Origin of the sequence: Actibacterium ureilyticum (assembly GCF_002285435.1) — a bacterium.
In the GTDB taxonomy this organism is placed as follows: domain Bacteria; phylum Pseudomonadota; class Alphaproteobacteria; order Rhodobacterales; family Rhodobacteraceae; genus Actibacterium_C; species Actibacterium_C ureilyticum.
In genome coordinates this window covers 139,295-153,534 of record NZ_NSBT01000037.1, presented here as the reverse complement: position 1 = coordinate 153,534, position 14,240 = coordinate 139,295, and the positions used below count along the sequence as shown (strand labels likewise).

Genomic DNA, 14,240 nt, shown 5'->3' with positions numbered 1-14,240 from the left:
GGACGCCTGCGGGGCAAGAGCCACGCCGCGCCAACGGGGCCCTTGCATCCGGTGCCGCAATGGCGTTCAGGCGGTCGAGATCAGCGTGCCCTCGATCTCGATGAAGTTGCTGAGGGTCAGATCGTCCATCTCCAGGTTGCGGAACGTGGCGGTGTAAGCGCCGCTTTCATTCGTCCAGACCACGGATGAGCCGACCTGTTCGGCAGTGGCCAGAAACAGGTCGAACTGTTCCTGCGCGGTGGTGGATTGGGTGTATTGGATCGCGATCAGATCCTCGGTCAGTTCGAAATCCTGCACTCTCGCAGTACCTGCATAGGTGCCGTCCGGCCCGTCGGTGAACGAGAACACGAATGTATCGGCCCCCGCATCGCCCCGCAGCACGTCATTGCCCGAGGCCGCCAGCAGGAAATCGTCGCCCGCGCCGCCATACAGGCGATCATCGCCATGTTCGCCGATCAGGAAATCCGCCCCCGCGCCGCCAATGAGCGTATCATTTCCAAGCCCGCCGAACAAATAGTCGTTTCCGTTGCCGCCATTCAGACGGTCATTGCCGATCAGTGTCGACAGGCCGGGGGCGTCGCCCATCAGGTGGTCGTCGCCATCCCCGCCATTCAGCGTGTCATCGCCCGCGCCGCCCCATATCATGTCGCCCCCGGTGCCACCGGACAGGGAATCCTGACCGTCCCCGCCCGACAGAAAATCGTCGTCCGCGCCGCCCTTCAGGAAATCGTCATCCGACCCGCCATAGAGCCTGTCCTGACCATCCTGGCCGGAAACCACGTTCTGCCCCGATGTGACGACGATGTAATCATCCCCGTCGCCACCCCGGATCGTATCGGCCCCGGCGCGGGACAGGATGATGTCGTTGCCGTCGCCGCCATCGATCAGATCGTCGCCATTCCCGGTCTGGATATTGTCGTTGCCGCTGTCAGCGTGGACGAAATTTTGGCCGTCTTCGTCGAAGATCTGATCATCGCCCGCGCCGCCGCGAAGCGTGTCGTTCCCGCCTTCGCCCACAAGCGTGTCGTTCTCGCCGCCGCCCGAAATACGGTCGTCGCCATCCCCGCCCATGACCACATCAAAGCCCGCGCCGCCAGAAAGCGTGTCGTTCCCGTCCCCGCCAGCCACCCAGTCGTCACCGGCGCCGCCGGAAATGGAATCGTCGCCCGCGCCGCCGTCGATCTCGTCATGGCCGCCATGCCCGGTCAGCAGATCATCGCCGCCATTGCCCAGGACATGGTCGGAATTGTCGGATCCGTGGACGATATCCGCGATCTCGCTGCCGATCGCCCCGTTATGGCCAAACTCGTTCAGCGCCGCAGGCAGGGTGAGCAGATCGAGCACGATGGTCTCGGAGATCCCCAGCAGCCCGTCGAAACGGCCGGGCATGTACCAGTCGGGGTCGAAGGCCGACAGCTCTGCCACGCTCAGATCCAGGTCCCGGTACGCTTTCTCGCGCACCTGCGGATAACTCGCGAAATCATCGTAAACGGTGCCGACGACCACGGTATAGAAAATCTCGGTCACGGTGCCCGACACGGGCACGCCATCGGGCCCATAGACCAGATCCTGGCCGGTGACCCGCACGCCGCTGTCGATGCCATATACCGTATCGGGCCCGCCCCAGAAGAACCCGGTGGCATCGGCATAAAGAAAACTGTCCATCACACTGTCCCGTTCATCACGAATCCAAACACATTGTCACAGGTTCAACCGGCAAAATGCGGCGACAAGTTGGCAGAGCGGCGCGGGACCGAAACAACCACAGGTTTCATGGCGCTGAATTCGGCATTAAATGAAACGAAAGCCTGCCTTTGACCTCGACCTGTCGCGGAAGGCGCATATGTTGATGGGAACATGGGTGAAAAGGAATTGTGAAGATGCAGCTCAACGGAAAAACCGCCATCGTGACCGGGTCGAATTCGGGGATCGGGCTGGGTGTGGCCACCGAACTGGCCAAGGCCGGGGCCGATGTGGTTCTGAATTCGTTCACCGACAATGATGAAGACCACAAACTGGCCGCGGATCTGGCCAAAGAGCATGGCGTCAACGTGCGGTATATTCAGGCCGACATGTCCAAGGGCGACCAGTGCCGCGCGCTGATCGAAAAGGCGGGCGCCTGTGACATCCTGGTGAACAATGCCGGTATCCAGCACGTGGCCCCGATCGACGAATTCCCGGTCGAGAAATACGATGCGATCATCGCCATCAACCTTAGCTCGGCCTTTCACACCACGGCGGCGGCGCTGCCGATGATGCGCAAGGCGGGCTGGGGCAGGGTGGTCAATATCGCCTCGGCCCACGGGCTGACGGCCTCGCCCTATAAATCGGCCTATGTCGCAGCCAAGCACGGGGTCGTGGGGCTGACCAAGGTGACGGCGCTGGAAACCGCCGAGGAGCCGATCACCGCCAATGCGATCTGCCCCGGTTACGTGCTGACCCCGCTGGTCGAGGCGCAGATCCCCGACACGATGAAGGAATACGACATGAGCCGCGAGGACGTGATCAAGAACGTCATGCTGACGCGGCAGCCGTCCAAGGAATTCGCCACCGTCGAACAGCTGGGCGGCACGGCGGTGTTCCTGTGTTCGGACGCGGCGGCGCAGATCACCGGCACCACGATCAGCGTCGATGGCGGCTGGACCGCGCTATGACCGGCGCGGACGAGGCCGGGCGCGACACGCTGGAAATCGACAACATGTTCCTGTGCGGGTCGCGCTTCACCCGTGTCAGCCTGAAAGAGGCAGAGTTTCGGGACTCGCACCTGATCGGGGCGCGTCTGGACGATGTCGATGCCAGCGGGTTGCAGGTGGAAAACGTCAACCTGACACGCTCGGCCTTTCGCAATGTGAACCTGTCCGAGGTGACCATCGACAACGCCAACCTGTCGGGGCTGGCGATCACCAATGCCAACATCACCGGTCTGACCATCGACGGCATCAAGCTGAGCGACATGATCGCCGCCTATGACGAGAAGCGCCGCAATGGCTAAGGCCAAACCGAAGCGGATCAACCTGGCGCTGCAGGGTGGCGGCGCACATGGCGCCTTTACCTGGGGGGTGCTGGACACGCTGTTGCAGGACGACCGGATCGAAATCGCGGGGATTTCCGGGACCTCGGCCGGGGCGCTGAACGGGGCGGCGGTGAAATCGGGGCTGGCCACCGGCGGGCGCGCGGGCGCGCGCGAAAAGCTGGACTGGCTGTGGCATCGCGTGGGCGCGGTGGGCGATCCCGACCTGTCGCGGCTGATCAGCATGTGGTCGCTGCCCTCGGCCGCGATCTCGCATCTGATCGAAACCTCGGCCGCGTTCATCACCGCCGATTTCCTGTCGCGGCTGAACAGCCCCTATGCGCAGGGGGCGTTCTATCACAACCCGCTGGCGCCCATCGTGGCCGAGCTGTTCTGCCCGACGCTTTGCACCGATCAGGGGCCGGCCTTCTGGATATGCGCGACCAATGTGCGCACCGGCAAGATCAAGGTGTTCGACCACGAGGAGATCTCGGTCGACTCGATCCTGGCCTCGGCCTGTTTGCCGACGCTGTTTCAGGCGGTCGAGGTCACGGACCCCCGCAGCGGCGAGACCGAGGCCTATTGGGATGGCGGCTATACCGGCAACCCGGCGCTGTTTCCGCTGTTTTCCGAAACCCTGCCCGACGACATTCTGGTGGTGAACATCAACCCGCTTTACCGCGCCGACATCCCGATCACCCCGCAACAGATCCAGAACCGCATCAACGAGATCAGCTTCAACTCGTCATTGCTGCGCGAGCTGCGCGCGATTGCCTTCGTGCGGCGGCTGCTGGATCAGGGCACGCTGCAAAGCAATTCGATGAAACGCGTGCTGGTGCACATGATTTCCGACGATGTGCTGATGAACACGCTCAGCGTGGCGACCAAGCTGGTGCCGACCCCGTCGGTGCTGGCCGAGCTGAAGGCCGCCGGTCAGCGCGCCGCGGCGCAGTTCCTGGAACAGGATTTCGACAAGCTGGGCAAGACCGACAGCGTCGATCTGGTCGAGATGTTTTCCTGAAGCACCGGGCGGCTAGTCCTGCAGGTGAAAGCCACGGAATTCCTTGACCGTGGACAGGCACAGAAGCGTCTTCATCTGCGCCACTGACGGGATCAGCGTCAGCCGGTCACGGTACAGCTTTTCGTAATCTTCGGTATTCCGCGCCGCCACCCGCATCAGATAGTCGAACTCGCCCGAGATCAGGTGGCATTCCAGCACCTCGGGCATCTCGCGGATGGCGTCTTCGAACGCCTCGATATCCTCGCGCCGCTGGCTCAGCAGCTTGGCCTCGATGAATACCTGGATTTCCAGCCCCACGCGCTTGCGGTTCAGCCGCGCCGCGTAATGCGAGATCTTGCCGTCCGCCTCCAGCATCTTGACCCGCCGGTGACAGGCCGACAGCGAAAGCCCCACCTGTTCCGACAGCCGCGCCATGGAAATCTGGCCGTCACGCTGAAGCGTGGAAAGAATCTTTATATCCAGCCTGTCCATCGGAATAACTTATTAATCTGTGGGCACGAACCGGAATATTTCCGGAAAATTTCCGAAAGAACAAGATCTTTGAGAATCTTTTTTGGGCCAAGATGGGTAACGTGGGGGCACTTCAACAGTGATTGTCTCGAAACAATCAACAACCATCAGACGGAGGTAAACATGACACACAAGATCGTCGTCGGCTTTGACGGCAGCACCAGCGCCAATTCGGCCCTGGCATTCGCGCTTGGCCTGGCCAAGACCAACGGGGGCAGCATCGTTGTGGCCCATGTGCTGGAATGGTCGCCCTATTCCTTTCTGACCCCGACCGAGCTGGAAGAACGGCACAAACGCCGCAAGGAAGAGCTGGAGCGCGCCGAGAACGCGGTTCTGAAACCGGTGCTGGACGCGGTCGCCGACAGCGGCGTGCCGGTCACGTCGGCGCTGAAATACGGCCATATCGCCGACACGCTCTGCGCCATCGCCAAGGATGCCGGTGCCGATCAGATCGTGATCGGGCGCACCGGTCATTCGTCGCTGTCATCGCGCTTGTTCGGGTCGGTTGCCGGTAGCCTGGCTCAGGCCGCGCCCGTGCCCGTGACCATCGTGCCATAAGAAGAACAGGGATAGATCATGAAACAGTTTTCCAATTCGGCGCCGATCCTGGCGGCCGCCCTTCTTGCCAGCGCCGCCCCGGCGGGGGCTCAATCGCTGGACCAGCAGATCAACGACGGTTTTGCCGCCGCGACCGGCTGGTTTGTCAATTTCATCTTCAGCGCCTTTCCCGGCACGTCCTTCCCGTGGATTGTGGCCTGGCTGGTGATTGCCGCGACGGTCTTCACCTTTTACTTCGTTTTCATACAGTTCCGCGCGTTTCCGCATTCCATCGCGCTGGTCAAGGGCGACTATTCCGACCCCAATGACGCGGGCGAGGTCAGCCATTTCCAGGCGCTGGCAACAGCGCTGTCGGGCACCGTGGGTCTGGGCAATATCGCGGGCGTCGCGGTGGCCGTGGGCATCGGCGGGCCGGGGGCCACGTTCTGGATGATCCTGGCGGGTCTGATGGGCATGGCGTCGAAATTCACCGAATGCACGCTGGGTGTGAAATACCGCAACGAATACCCTGATGGCACCGTTTCAGGCGGGCCGATGTATTACATGACCAAGGGTTTCGCCGAACGCAACCTGCCCGCGGGCAAGTTCCTTGCGATCCTGTTTTCGGTCTTTTGTATCCTGGGTGCGCTGGGGGGCGGGAACATGTTCCAGGCCAATCAGGCCCATGCGCAGATCGCCAATGTGGTGGGCGACTATCCCGGCTGGATCACCGGCATCATCTTTGCCGTGATCGTCTTTGCGGTGATCGTCGGTGGCCTGCAATCCATCGCCAAGGTGACCGAGAAGGTCGTGCCCTTCATGGGGGTGATGTATGTGCTGACCGCGCTGGTCATCATCTTGATGAATGCCGATCAGGTCGGCTGGGCCTTTGGCCAGATCTTCGAGGGGGCCTTTACCGGGCTGGGCGTGGCCGGCGGCATGGTCGGCGCGCTGATCCAGGGGTTCAAGCGGGCGGCGTTCTCGAACGAGGCGGGCGTCGGGTCGGCGGCGATCGCACACTCGGCCGTGCGCACCAAGGAGCCGATCACCGAAGGCTTCGTATCGCTGCTGGAGCCCTTTATCGACACGGTCGTGATCTGCACCATGACCGCGCTGGTGATCATCATCACCGGACAGCTCGTGTCGGACCCCAACACTGGCATCTATCTGCTGGACGAGGGCGCAAGCACCATCCAGACCATCGACGGCAACAAGGGGGTCGCGCTGACCTCGGCCGCGTTCTCGTCGGCCTTTGGCTGGTTCCAGTACGTGCTGGCCATCGCTGTGATCCTGTTCGCCTTTTCGACCATGATCAGCTGGTCCTATTACGGGCTCAAGGCGTGGACCTTCCTGTTCGGCGAGGGCAAGTCGAAAGAGCTGGTGTTCAAGGTGATCTTCTGCATCTTCGTGGTGATCGGCGCCTCGGCCAGCCTGGGTCCGGTGATCGATTTCTCGGACGCGGCGATCTTTGCGATGGCGGTGGTCAACATCATCGCGCTGTACCTGCTGATGCCCATCGTCAAGCGCGAGCTGCACAGCTATCAGTCGCGCCTGAAATCGGGCGAGATCCGCAAGTTCCACTAGCAAATCGGGATGTGAAGCCACCGCATGTGCCGGTGGCTTCCGCCATCACCCGCTTAGGCGTCGATCTTTTCGCGCAGGGGCACCACATCGGGCGGCAGGGTCGGGTCCTTGCCATTGGGATAGACCAGCCCGGCCGAGATCACCAGCTTCGCGGCATCCTCGACGCTCATGTCCAGCATGATCACCTCGCTCTTGGGAACGAACAGCAAGAAGCCCGAGGTCGGGTTGGGCGTGGTGGGCAGAAAGACGCTGATCAGCGCCTCGTCCCGGGGGATGCGGCGGTTGATCTCGCCCTTGGCCGAGGTCGACACGAACGCCACCGCCCAGATCCCCTTGCGCGGGTATTCCACCAGACAGGCTTGGTCAAAGGACGTATCGGCCGACGAAAACACCGTTTCGGCGATCTGTTTCAACCCCGCATAGACCGAGCGCACGACCGGCATCCGGTCCACCAGCCCCTCGGCCCAGTCCAGGAACGACCGCCCGATGATCCCCTTGGCCAGCCAGCCCACGAACACGGTGAAGACCAGGAAAAACACCACACCCACGCCGCGGATGTTGATCGTCGTATCCTCGCCGAAGATCCGTTTCAGATAGGTTTCGGGCTGATAGGCATCGGGCACGAAAGGCAGGACAAAGCCATCCACCCAGCCGACCACCGTCCAGATCAGCCAGACGGTCAGCCCGATGGGCGCAATCACCACCAGCCCCGTCAGAAAGCTGTTGCGCAGCCCCGCCAGCAACCCGGTCCGGCGACGGCGTGGGGGTTCGTTGTTCTGGTGATCGTCCTGTTCAAACATGGCGTTCCCTGTATCCCTCGGGCCAATCTAGGGATTGCCGGGGGCAAGGACAATGAAAGCCGTGCTATTTGTGGGGCCTGGCGCGGGCTGTGGCGATTTCGCGGGCGATTTCGGCGCCCAGCCGGGCGTTGTTCAGCACCAGCGCGATGTTTGAGTCCAGCGATTGCCCAACCGTCAGCTTCAGGATGCGCGACAACAGGGCAGGGGTCACATCCTTGGCGCTGGCATCGGCGGCGTCCTTCAGCGCGGCGGCGATGATCGGGTCGATCCGGTCGCGTGGGATTTCGGCCTCGGCCGGGATCGGGTTGGCGACCAGCTGCCCGCCGGGCAGGCCCAGCGTTTCACGCATCAGATGCGCAGCCGCGATCTGATCGGGCGCGTCCATTCGCAGCGGCGCCGGCAGGCCTGAGCTGCGTGACCAGAAGGCCGGGAAATCGTCGGTTTGGTAGCCGATGACCGGCACGCCCAGGGTTTCCAGCACCTCTAGCGTCTTGGGCAGGTCCAGGATCGCCTTGGCCCCGGCGGCCACGACCGTGACGGCGGTTTGCGACAGCTCCGTCAGGTCGGCCGAGATGTCGAAGCTGGTTTCGGCGCCGCGATGCACGCCGCCGATCCCGCCGGTGGCGAACACGTCGATCCCCGCCAGCCGCGCGCAGATCATCGTCGCCGCGACCGTGGTGGCGCCGGTGCGCCCCGAGGTCAGGCAGGCCGCCAGATCGGCGCGGCTGACCTTTTGCGCATCGGGCGTCTTGGCCAGCGCGGTCAGGCTGTCGGCATCCAGCCCCACCCGGATCTGCCCGCCCATCAGCGCGATGGTCGCGGGCGTGGCGCCATGGGCGCGAACCTGTGCCTCGACCCGCTGCGCTGTTTCCAGATTCTGGGGGTATGGCATGCCATGTGTGATGATTGTGCTTTCCAGGGCGACAACCGGGGCGCCGTTCGCTTGCGCGGCGGCCACGTCGTCGGACAGGATCAGGGGAGGGGTCATGCGCTTTCTCCACAGACATGGGCGGCAGCGGCATCCAGCGCGGCGGCCAGCGCGGCCCCGCGATCCTTGCCGACGGTTTCGGCCGCGATATGGGCGGCCATGAACGTGTCGCCCGCGCCGGTCACGCGGGTCACCATCACCTGCGGTGGCTGGCGGGTCAGCAGCCCGTCCGGCGCGCCATCGGTCGCCGAATTGCCGCCATTGGTCACCAGCACGCGGGTCGCGCCACGCGCCAGCAGGCCCGCCGCAGCCTCGGCCGAGCTGGCAAAGGGCGTGTGGCACAGCAATCCGGCCTCTTCCAGGTTCACATAAAGCGTCGCGCGCGGGTGGGCCAGCAGCGGCGCCAGACGTTCGGCCTTGCCCGGGCTGGCGGGCGCGATGCGCAGATCGGCGGCGGCAAACAGCGGGCTTTGGGCGATGTCGGCCAGCAAAAGCTGCGTCAGGTTGCCATCCAGCGCGATCACCCCGCCATAGGGTGCGTCATCCGCGCCCAGCGTGCCATCCGACAGCGGCGTCAGGATCTTGTCGCCCGCGGCTTCCAGCGAATGGGCATCGGCAATCGCCGCGATCAGGCCATTGGCCCCCTCGACCGCCATGTAGCGGTCGGTGGGCAGATCGGGCGAGCGATAGATATGATCGGTGATCAGCCCCAGCCGCCGGCAGACCCCGATCAGCTCGTGCCCCTGTTCATCCGTCCCCACGGCGGACAGCAGGGCAGGCCGCATCCCGAACCGCATCAGCGTCATCGCGATGTTCATCGCCACGCCGCCGGGCTCGCGCGTGATCCGCCCCGGCACATCGGCGCCGAACTTCATGTGAACAGGCGCCCGGCCGATCACGTCCCACAGGACAGATCCGATGCACAGGATGTCTGGCGATTGCGTCATGCGGGCCTTGTGGCAATCCAGCCGCGCACTGGCAAGCGGAAAGCGTCAGGCCCGTGGCGGTGTGAACAGCAGCTTGACATAGGACCGATACAGCAACACCTGCTGCGACGTGGCCTTGGGCTCGCTCAGCGCCTTGGACAGGATGATGCCGCCATCGACAACCGCGCTGACCATATCGGCCACATGTTCCAGCGGCACGTCATCGCGTTTGGGGTATTCGGCCTCGATTGCCTGCAGCATGTCCAGAAACAGCCCCCGCCAGCGCAGCAGCGCATCGCGGTTCAGCGCGCGTACCTCGGGCGAGAACAGCCGTTCCTGATAGACCGCCGCCGCGATCAGGCAGCCGGGATGGCCATTGGGCATGTCGGCAATCAGATCGGCCAACAGCTTCATATAGACCAGCATCATCTGCAGCGGATCATCGGTCAGCGCGCGGGCCTTGTCGCCGATATCGGCCAAAAGCGCATCCTCGGCCACGATATAGCGCTCCAGCAGCGCCTGGCCGAGGGCGTTCTTGTCGGGGAAGTGATAGAAGAACCCGCCTTTGGTGATCCCGGTCGCGGCCACGATCTCCTCGATCGAGGTGGCTTCGAATCCCTTGGCCAGAACGGCAGCCTCGGCCACGTCCATGATCCGCGTGCGTGTGTCGATCGGTCTGTTCATGGGCCGGCCCCCGAAAATGCGCTGTACCAATGGTATAGTCAGACCGGTCTGCGACAAATCGTCGTTTCCGGGAAACTGGCTATACCTATGATATAAAATGATTATTTTCAGTACTTTTTACTGACCCACGAGTCAACTAGCGCAAAGTCGATGCGTTGGGGCAAAAAACGCCCATTCAACGGAGACTTTGATATGACCTTTAACACGACACGCTTTGACAAACTTATGCACGCAGACCGTCTTTGGCTGACCGATGCCGGGCTGGAAACCGATTTGATCTTCCACGGTGGGTTCGACCTGCCGCTGTTTGCGTCTTTTCATCTGTTGGAGAGCGCGGCGGGGCGCGATGCCCTGTCCGCTTATTTCCAGCGGTTCATCGACATGGCGCGCGCGGGCCGGACCGGGTTGGTTCTGGACACCGCAACCTGGCGATCGGGCGCACATTGGGGCGCGCAGCTGGGCCGGTCGCCCGCTGCGATGGATCAGGTCAGCCGGGATGCGGTCGCTTATGCCCGAGGCGTGCGGGACCGTCACGAAACCGGGCAGACGCCGATCCTGGTCAATGGCGTCATCGGGCCCGCCGGGGATGGCTATGCCCCCGAAGCGCTGCTGACGCCGGACGAGGCGCAGCGCCTGCATGAACGCCAGGCGCAGGTCCTGGCCGATGCGGGGGCGGATATGATCTCGGCCGTCACGATCACGCATACCGGCGAAGGGATCGGGATTACCCGCGCCGCCGCCGCCACCGGCCTGCCTGTCGTGGTGTCCTATACGGTGGAAACCGACGGTCACCTGCCCACGGGCCAAACCCTTGGCGAAGCGATCCGCGAAACCGATGCCGCAACCGGCGGCGCACCGGCCTATTACATGATCAACTGCGCCCATCCCGATCACTTCGCGGACCGGATTGCAGGGGATTGGGTGAGCCGGATCGGCGGCATCCGCGCCAATGCCTCACGGCTGAGCCATGCCGAGCTGGATGCCTCTGAAGTGCTGGACGAAGGCAACCCCGAGGAGTTCGGCTACCTCTATGGGGCTCTGGCGGCGCTGTTGCCGAACCTGCGGGTGATTGGCGGCTGTTGCGGCACCGATCACCGCCATGTCGGCTGTGCCGCGCGGCATCTTCTGCCCAATACGCCGAATACCAACGCCGCCTGAGGCGTCATGCACAAGCCCGGGCTGGTCCGCAAAGACCGGCCCGGATTTCGAACAAGGATTATGGCAATGAATATGATGACAAAGCAGACATTACTGCGCCCGGCGGAGCGGCAGGATGCCGACAGTCTGGCGTGGTTCATCAACGCCGCGGGGCACGGCATGCCGCTGGAATACTGGACCGAACTGGCCGCCCCGGGGCAGGACCCGTGGGAGATCGGGCGCCAGCGCATGGCGGTCAACAGCGGCGACAATTCCTGGCGCAACTGGACCATTGCCGAGCGCAATGGCGCGGCGGCGGGTGGGCTTTGTACATACCAGATCCCGTCCGACATGGAACGCCCGGGAGACGACGTGCCGCTGCGGTTTCGCCCGCTGGCCGCGCTGGAATATCTGGCGCGCGGGACCTGGCACGTGCATGTGCTGGCGACGAGCCTGCGGCACCGCCGTGCAGGCGTGGGCACCCGGCTGCTGGCCCATGCCGCGCGCCAGGCCGCCGGGCGCCCGCAATCGATCCTGGTCGACAGCGGCAATGCCCCGGCCTGTGCCCTGTATAAGACAGTGGGCTTCATCGAGGCCGCCCGCCGTCCGATCGTGGACCGGGATGGCAAGCTGCTGACCGGCGATTGGCTGTTGCTGATGCGCTGAGCGGGCAGGGCGGTCAGGCGCGCAGCGGGTATCGGTCGGGTTCCTCGAACACGTCGATCACCTTGCTGCCCGCCGCCACCCGTGCGGCATGTTCCGTGCCCGCCGGGATGTCATAGCTTTCGCCCGGGCGATAGCTGCGCGTCTTGCCGCCCATGGTCAGGTCGACCCGCCCCTCGATCACCGAACCCCATTGCGCCCCGTGGCTGTGCGGCGGCAGGGTGATGTCCTGATGAAAGGTAAAGAAAACCATCAGCCCGGCGTCGGATCGGATCGCGCGCGCGGACACGACATCCTCGGGGAACGGGATGTCGAGCGCGGGCAAACCCATGATGAAATCCGGAAATTGCATCGAAAACCCTCCGTCTTTTTCCCTTGTCTAGCAGGAATCGCGGCGAAGGGGTTGCCAAATGCGCGCCCATGGCCTAAACGCGCGCTCACTTCACAGGCGTGGGTTGGGCCGTTGGGGGAGACATCCCGAAAGGTCCGCCGGTTGGGCAGATGCCCTTGATACCCGCGCCAAGGCGCAAACCGGAAAGGAATTTGGACATGGCGCTCCCTGAATTCACCATGCGTCAGCTGCTGGAAGCTGGCGTTCACTTTGGTCACCAGACCCAACGTTGGAACCCGCGTATGCAGGAGTTCATCTATGGGTCGCGTAACGGCATTCACATCCTCGACCTGACGCAGACCGTCCCGATGCTGGACCAGGCGCTGCAAGTGGTGCGTGAAACCGTCGCCCGTGGCGGCCGCATCCTGTTCGTTGGCACCAAGCGTCAGGCACAGCGCCCGGTCGCGGAAGCCGCCGAGAAATGCGCGCAGTATTACATGAACCACCGTTGGCTGGGCGGCACGCTGACCAACTGGAAAACCGTTTCGCAGTCGATCAACCGGCTGAAAGCGCTGGACGAAAAGCTGGAATCGGGCGCCGAGGGCCTGACCAAGAAAGAACGTCTGGGCATGGAACGCGAGCAGGCCAAACTGCAAGCCTCGCTGGGCGGTATCCGCGAAATGGGCGGTGTGCCGGATCTGCTGTTCGTCATCGACGTCAACAAGGAAGACCTGGCCATCGCCGAAGCGCGCAAGCTGGGCATCCCGGTTGTCGCCATCGTCGACACCAACTGCTCGCCCGATGGCGTGGATTTCATCATCCCCGGCAACGATGACGCGGCACGCGCCATCTCGCTTTACTGCGACCTGGTCAGCCGCGCGGCCCTGGACGGCGTGAGCGCCCAGCTGGAAGGCGCAGGCGTGGATATCGGCGCGCTGGACGAAAACCCGGTCGAAGAGGCCGTGGAAGAAGCCGCCGAGGCCCCGGCCGAAGCCTGATAAGGCACGGCCTTTGTCACATCCCTGATACCGGGCGCGGGTATGGCCGCGCCTGGGCTGAGACTAGAATCGAGGAGAGCCAAGATGGCAATCACCGCAGCATTGGTGAAAGAACTGCGCGACACCACCGGCGCAGGCATGATGGATGCGAAAAAAGCGCTGACCGAAACCGATGGCGACATGGAAGCGGCCATCGACTGGCTGCGCACCAAGGGTCTGGCGAAAGCGGCCAAGAAATCCGGCCGTACCGCCGCCGAGGGCCTGGTGGCCGTTGTCGTCGACGGTGGCAAGGGTGTCGCGGTCGAGGTGAACTCGGAAACCGATTTCGTCGGCAAGAACGCCGAGTTCCAGGAAATGGTTGGCGGCATCGCCAAGCTGGCGCTGAACGCGGCGGATGTCGACGCGCTGCTGGCGGCTGACATGGGCGGCAAGACCGTTCAGGACGTTCTGACCGACAAGATCGCCACCATCGGTGAAAACATGAGCCTGCGCCGCATCGCGACGGTCGAGGCCGACACCGTCGTGTCCTATGTCCACAACGCGGCTGCGGCCGACATGGGCAAGATCGGCGTTCTGGTCGGGCTGAAAGGCGGCGACGAGGCGTTCGGCAAGCAGGTTGCGATGCACATCGCGGCGACCAACCCCGCCGCCCTGAACGAGGCCGAGCTGGACCCTGCCGTGGTGGAAAAAGAGCGTCAGATCCAGATCGACATCGCGCGCGAGTCGGGCAAGCCCGAAGCGGTGATCGAAAAGATGATCGTCGGTCGCATGAAGAAATTCATGTCCGAAGTGACCCTTCTGGGTCAGTCCTTTGTCATCAACCCCGATCTGACCGTCGAAGCCGCCGCCAAGGAAGCGGGCGCCGAAATCACCGGCTATATCCGCATGGAAGTGGGCGAAGGCATCGAGAAGAAAGAAGAAGACTTCGCCGCCGAGGTCGCCAAGGCCGCACAGGGCTGATCCCGCGGCCCGACATCGTCGGAACGAAAAAAAACGGTGCAGCCTAGGCTGCACCGTTTCTGTTTGCAGGCCGCGCGATAGGGGATGCAAACGGCCCGCAATCTGTCGCCGGGTTGCCGAAAGGAAATTCGCTTCAACGCCGACATACAAT

General features: G+C 63.5%; 16 protein-coding genes. 9 read left to right on the top strand and 7 right to left on the bottom strand.

The annotated features are described in order from the left end of the window. Positions 1-66: 66 nt before the first annotated feature. Positions 67-1,665 (bottom strand): calcium-binding protein, encoded by a 1,599-nt coding sequence (locus tag CLM60_RS21345; RefSeq protein ID WP_095589690.1) that lies wholly within the window; start codon positions 1,663-1,665, stop codon positions 67-69. Positions 1,666-1,880: 215 nt separating this feature from the next. Here CLM60_RS21345 and CLM60_RS13640 point away from each other — a divergent pair, with 215 nt between their 5' ends. The 3 genes from CLM60_RS13640 to CLM60_RS13630 are packed head-to-tail and all read left to right on the top strand — an operon-like array spanning position 1,881 to position 4,031. Further along, positions 1,881-2,654, top strand: a complete 774-nt coding sequence (locus CLM60_RS13640; RefSeq protein ID WP_095589689.1) for a 3-hydroxybutyrate dehydrogenase — start codon at positions 1,881-1,883, stop codon at positions 2,652-2,654. Further along, complete coding sequence (locus CLM60_RS13635; RefSeq protein WP_095589688.1) at positions 2,651-2,992, top strand: pentapeptide repeat-containing protein; 342 nt, start codon at positions 2,651-2,653, stop codon at positions 2,990-2,992. The genes CLM60_RS13640 and CLM60_RS13635 overlap by 4 nt, the downstream gene beginning before the upstream one ends. Further along, positions 2,985-4,031, top strand: coding sequence for a patatin-like phospholipase family protein (locus CLM60_RS13630; protein WP_095589687.1), 1,047 nt, complete (start codon positions 2,985-2,987; stop codon positions 4,029-4,031). Before CLM60_RS13635 ends, CLM60_RS13630 begins: the two co-directional genes overlap by 8 nt. 12 nt (positions 4,032-4,043) lie before the next feature. Here CLM60_RS13630 and CLM60_RS13625 read toward each other — a convergent pair whose 3' ends face one another. Beyond that, on the bottom strand, positions 4,044-4,502 hold the full coding sequence (locus CLM60_RS13625) for an Lrp/AsnC family transcriptional regulator (protein ID WP_095589686.1): 459 nt from the start codon (positions 4,500-4,502) through the stop codon (positions 4,044-4,046). Positions 4,503-4,664: 162 nt separating this feature from the next. On the opposite strand from CLM60_RS13625, the gene CLM60_RS13620 reads away from it, so the two are divergent. Together CLM60_RS13620 and CLM60_RS13615 are read left to right on the top strand one after the other, a co-directional pair. Beyond that, complete coding sequence (locus CLM60_RS13620; RefSeq protein WP_095589685.1) at positions 4,665-5,099, top strand: universal stress protein; 435 nt, start codon at positions 4,665-4,667, stop codon at positions 5,097-5,099. Between the two features lie 18 nt (positions 5,100-5,117). Continuing rightward, positions 5,118-6,662, top strand: a complete 1,545-nt coding sequence (locus CLM60_RS13615) for an alanine/glycine:cation symporter family protein (protein ID WP_095589684.1) — start codon at positions 5,118-5,120, stop codon at positions 6,660-6,662. A 53-nt stretch (positions 6,663-6,715) separates the two neighbouring features. Here CLM60_RS13615 and CLM60_RS13610 read toward each other — a convergent pair whose 3' ends face one another. The 4 genes from CLM60_RS13610 to CLM60_RS13595 form a co-directional block, all read right to left on the bottom strand. Then, positions 6,716-7,462, bottom strand: a complete 747-nt coding sequence (locus CLM60_RS13610; protein WP_095589683.1) for a DUF502 domain-containing protein — start codon at positions 7,460-7,462, stop codon at positions 6,716-6,718. A 64-nt stretch (positions 7,463-7,526) separates the two neighbouring features. Beyond that, positions 7,527-8,450 (bottom strand): pseudouridine-5'-phosphate glycosidase, encoded by a 924-nt coding sequence (locus tag CLM60_RS13605; protein ID WP_095589682.1) that lies wholly within the window; start codon positions 8,448-8,450, stop codon positions 7,527-7,529. Next, a complete protein-coding gene (locus tag CLM60_RS13600) occupies positions 8,447-9,337 on the bottom strand; it encodes a PfkB family carbohydrate kinase (RefSeq protein WP_095589681.1) in 891 nt (296 codons plus the stop codon). The genes CLM60_RS13605 and CLM60_RS13600 overlap by 4 nt, the downstream gene beginning before the upstream one ends. Before the next feature lie 45 nt (positions 9,338-9,382). Then, positions 9,383-10,000 (bottom strand): TetR/AcrR family transcriptional regulator, encoded by a 618-nt coding sequence (locus CLM60_RS13595; protein ID WP_095590702.1) that lies wholly within the window; start codon positions 9,998-10,000, stop codon positions 9,383-9,385. 225 nt (positions 10,001-10,225) lie between these two features. Here CLM60_RS13595 and CLM60_RS13590 point away from each other — a divergent pair, with 225 nt between their 5' ends. Both CLM60_RS13590 and CLM60_RS13585 read left to right on the top strand, forming a co-directional pair. Then, positions 10,226-11,158, top strand: a complete 933-nt coding sequence (locus CLM60_RS13590) for a homocysteine S-methyltransferase family protein (protein WP_095589680.1) — start codon at positions 10,226-10,228, stop codon at positions 11,156-11,158. A 66-nt stretch (positions 11,159-11,224) separates the two neighbouring features. After that, on the top strand, positions 11,225-11,803 hold the full coding sequence (locus CLM60_RS13585) for a GNAT family N-acetyltransferase (protein ID WP_176473880.1): 579 nt from the start codon (positions 11,225-11,227) through the stop codon (positions 11,801-11,803). Positions 11,804-11,816: 13 nt separating this feature from the next. Here CLM60_RS13585 and CLM60_RS13580 read toward each other — a convergent pair whose 3' ends face one another. Continuing rightward, entirely contained in the window at positions 11,817-12,152 is a 336-nt protein-coding gene (locus CLM60_RS13580) for a cupin domain-containing protein (RefSeq protein ID WP_095589678.1), read from the bottom strand. A 197-nt stretch (positions 12,153-12,349) separates the two neighbouring features. On the opposite strand from CLM60_RS13580, the gene rpsB reads away from it, so the two are divergent. Then, a complete protein-coding gene (rpsB, locus tag CLM60_RS13575) occupies positions 12,350-13,129 on the top strand; it encodes a 30S ribosomal protein S2 (protein WP_095589677.1) in 780 nt (259 codons plus the stop codon). A gap of 84 nt (positions 13,130-13,213) precedes the next feature. Then, positions 13,214-14,089, top strand: coding sequence for a translation elongation factor Ts (gene tsf, locus CLM60_RS13570; protein WP_095589676.1), 876 nt, complete (start codon positions 13,214-13,216; stop codon positions 14,087-14,089). Positions 14,090-14,240 lie beyond the last annotated feature (151 nt).

Bases quoted from the DNA above. Each gene is read 5' to 3' on its own strand.
- CLM60_RS21345 (WP_095589690.1), bottom strand. From the start codon at position 1,665: ATGGACAGTTTTCTTTATGCCGATGCCACCGGGTTCTTCTGGGGCGGG.
- CLM60_RS13640 (WP_095589689.1), top strand. From the start codon at position 1,881: ATGCAGCTCAACGGAAAAACCGCCATCGTGACCGGGTCGAATTCGGGG.
- CLM60_RS13635 (WP_095589688.1), top strand. From the start codon at position 2,651: ATGACCGGCGCGGACGAGGCCGGGCGCGACACGCTGGAAATCGACAAC.
- CLM60_RS13630 (WP_095589687.1), top strand. From the start codon at position 2,985: ATGGCTAAGGCCAAACCGAAGCGGATCAACCTGGCGCTGCAGGGTGGC.
- CLM60_RS13625 (WP_095589686.1), bottom strand. From the start codon at position 4,502: ATGGACAGGCTGGATATAAAGATTCTTTCCACGCTTCAGCGTGACGGC.
- CLM60_RS13620 (WP_095589685.1), top strand. From the start codon at position 4,665: ATGACACACAAGATCGTCGTCGGCTTTGACGGCAGCACCAGCGCCAAT.
- CLM60_RS13615 (WP_095589684.1), top strand. From the start codon at position 5,118: ATGAAACAGTTTTCCAATTCGGCGCCGATCCTGGCGGCCGCCCTTCTT.
- CLM60_RS13610 (WP_095589683.1), bottom strand. From the start codon at position 7,462: ATGTTTGAACAGGACGATCACCAGAACAACGAACCCCCACGCCGTCGC.
- CLM60_RS13605 (WP_095589682.1), bottom strand. From the start codon at position 8,450: ATGACCCCTCCCCTGATCCTGTCCGACGACGTGGCCGCCGCGCAAGCG.
- CLM60_RS13600 (WP_095589681.1), bottom strand. From the start codon at position 9,337: ATGACGCAATCGCCAGACATCCTGTGCATCGGATCTGTCCTGTGGGAC.
- CLM60_RS13595 (WP_095590702.1), bottom strand. From the start codon at position 10,000: ATGAACAGACCGATCGACACACGCACGCGGATCATGGACGTGGCCGAG.
- CLM60_RS13590 (WP_095589680.1), top strand. From the start codon at position 10,226: ATGCACGCAGACCGTCTTTGGCTGACCGATGCCGGGCTGGAAACCGAT.
- CLM60_RS13585 (WP_176473880.1), top strand. From the start codon at position 11,225: ATGAATATGATGACAAAGCAGACATTACTGCGCCCGGCGGAGCGGCAG.
- CLM60_RS13580 (WP_095589678.1), bottom strand. From the start codon at position 12,152: ATGCAATTTCCGGATTTCATCATGGGTTTGCCCGCGCTCGACATCCCG.
- rpsB (WP_095589677.1), top strand. From the start codon at position 12,350: ATGGCGCTCCCTGAATTCACCATGCGTCAGCTGCTGGAAGCTGGCGTT.
- tsf (WP_095589676.1), top strand. From the start codon at position 13,214: ATGGCAATCACCGCAGCATTGGTGAAAGAACTGCGCGACACCACCGGC.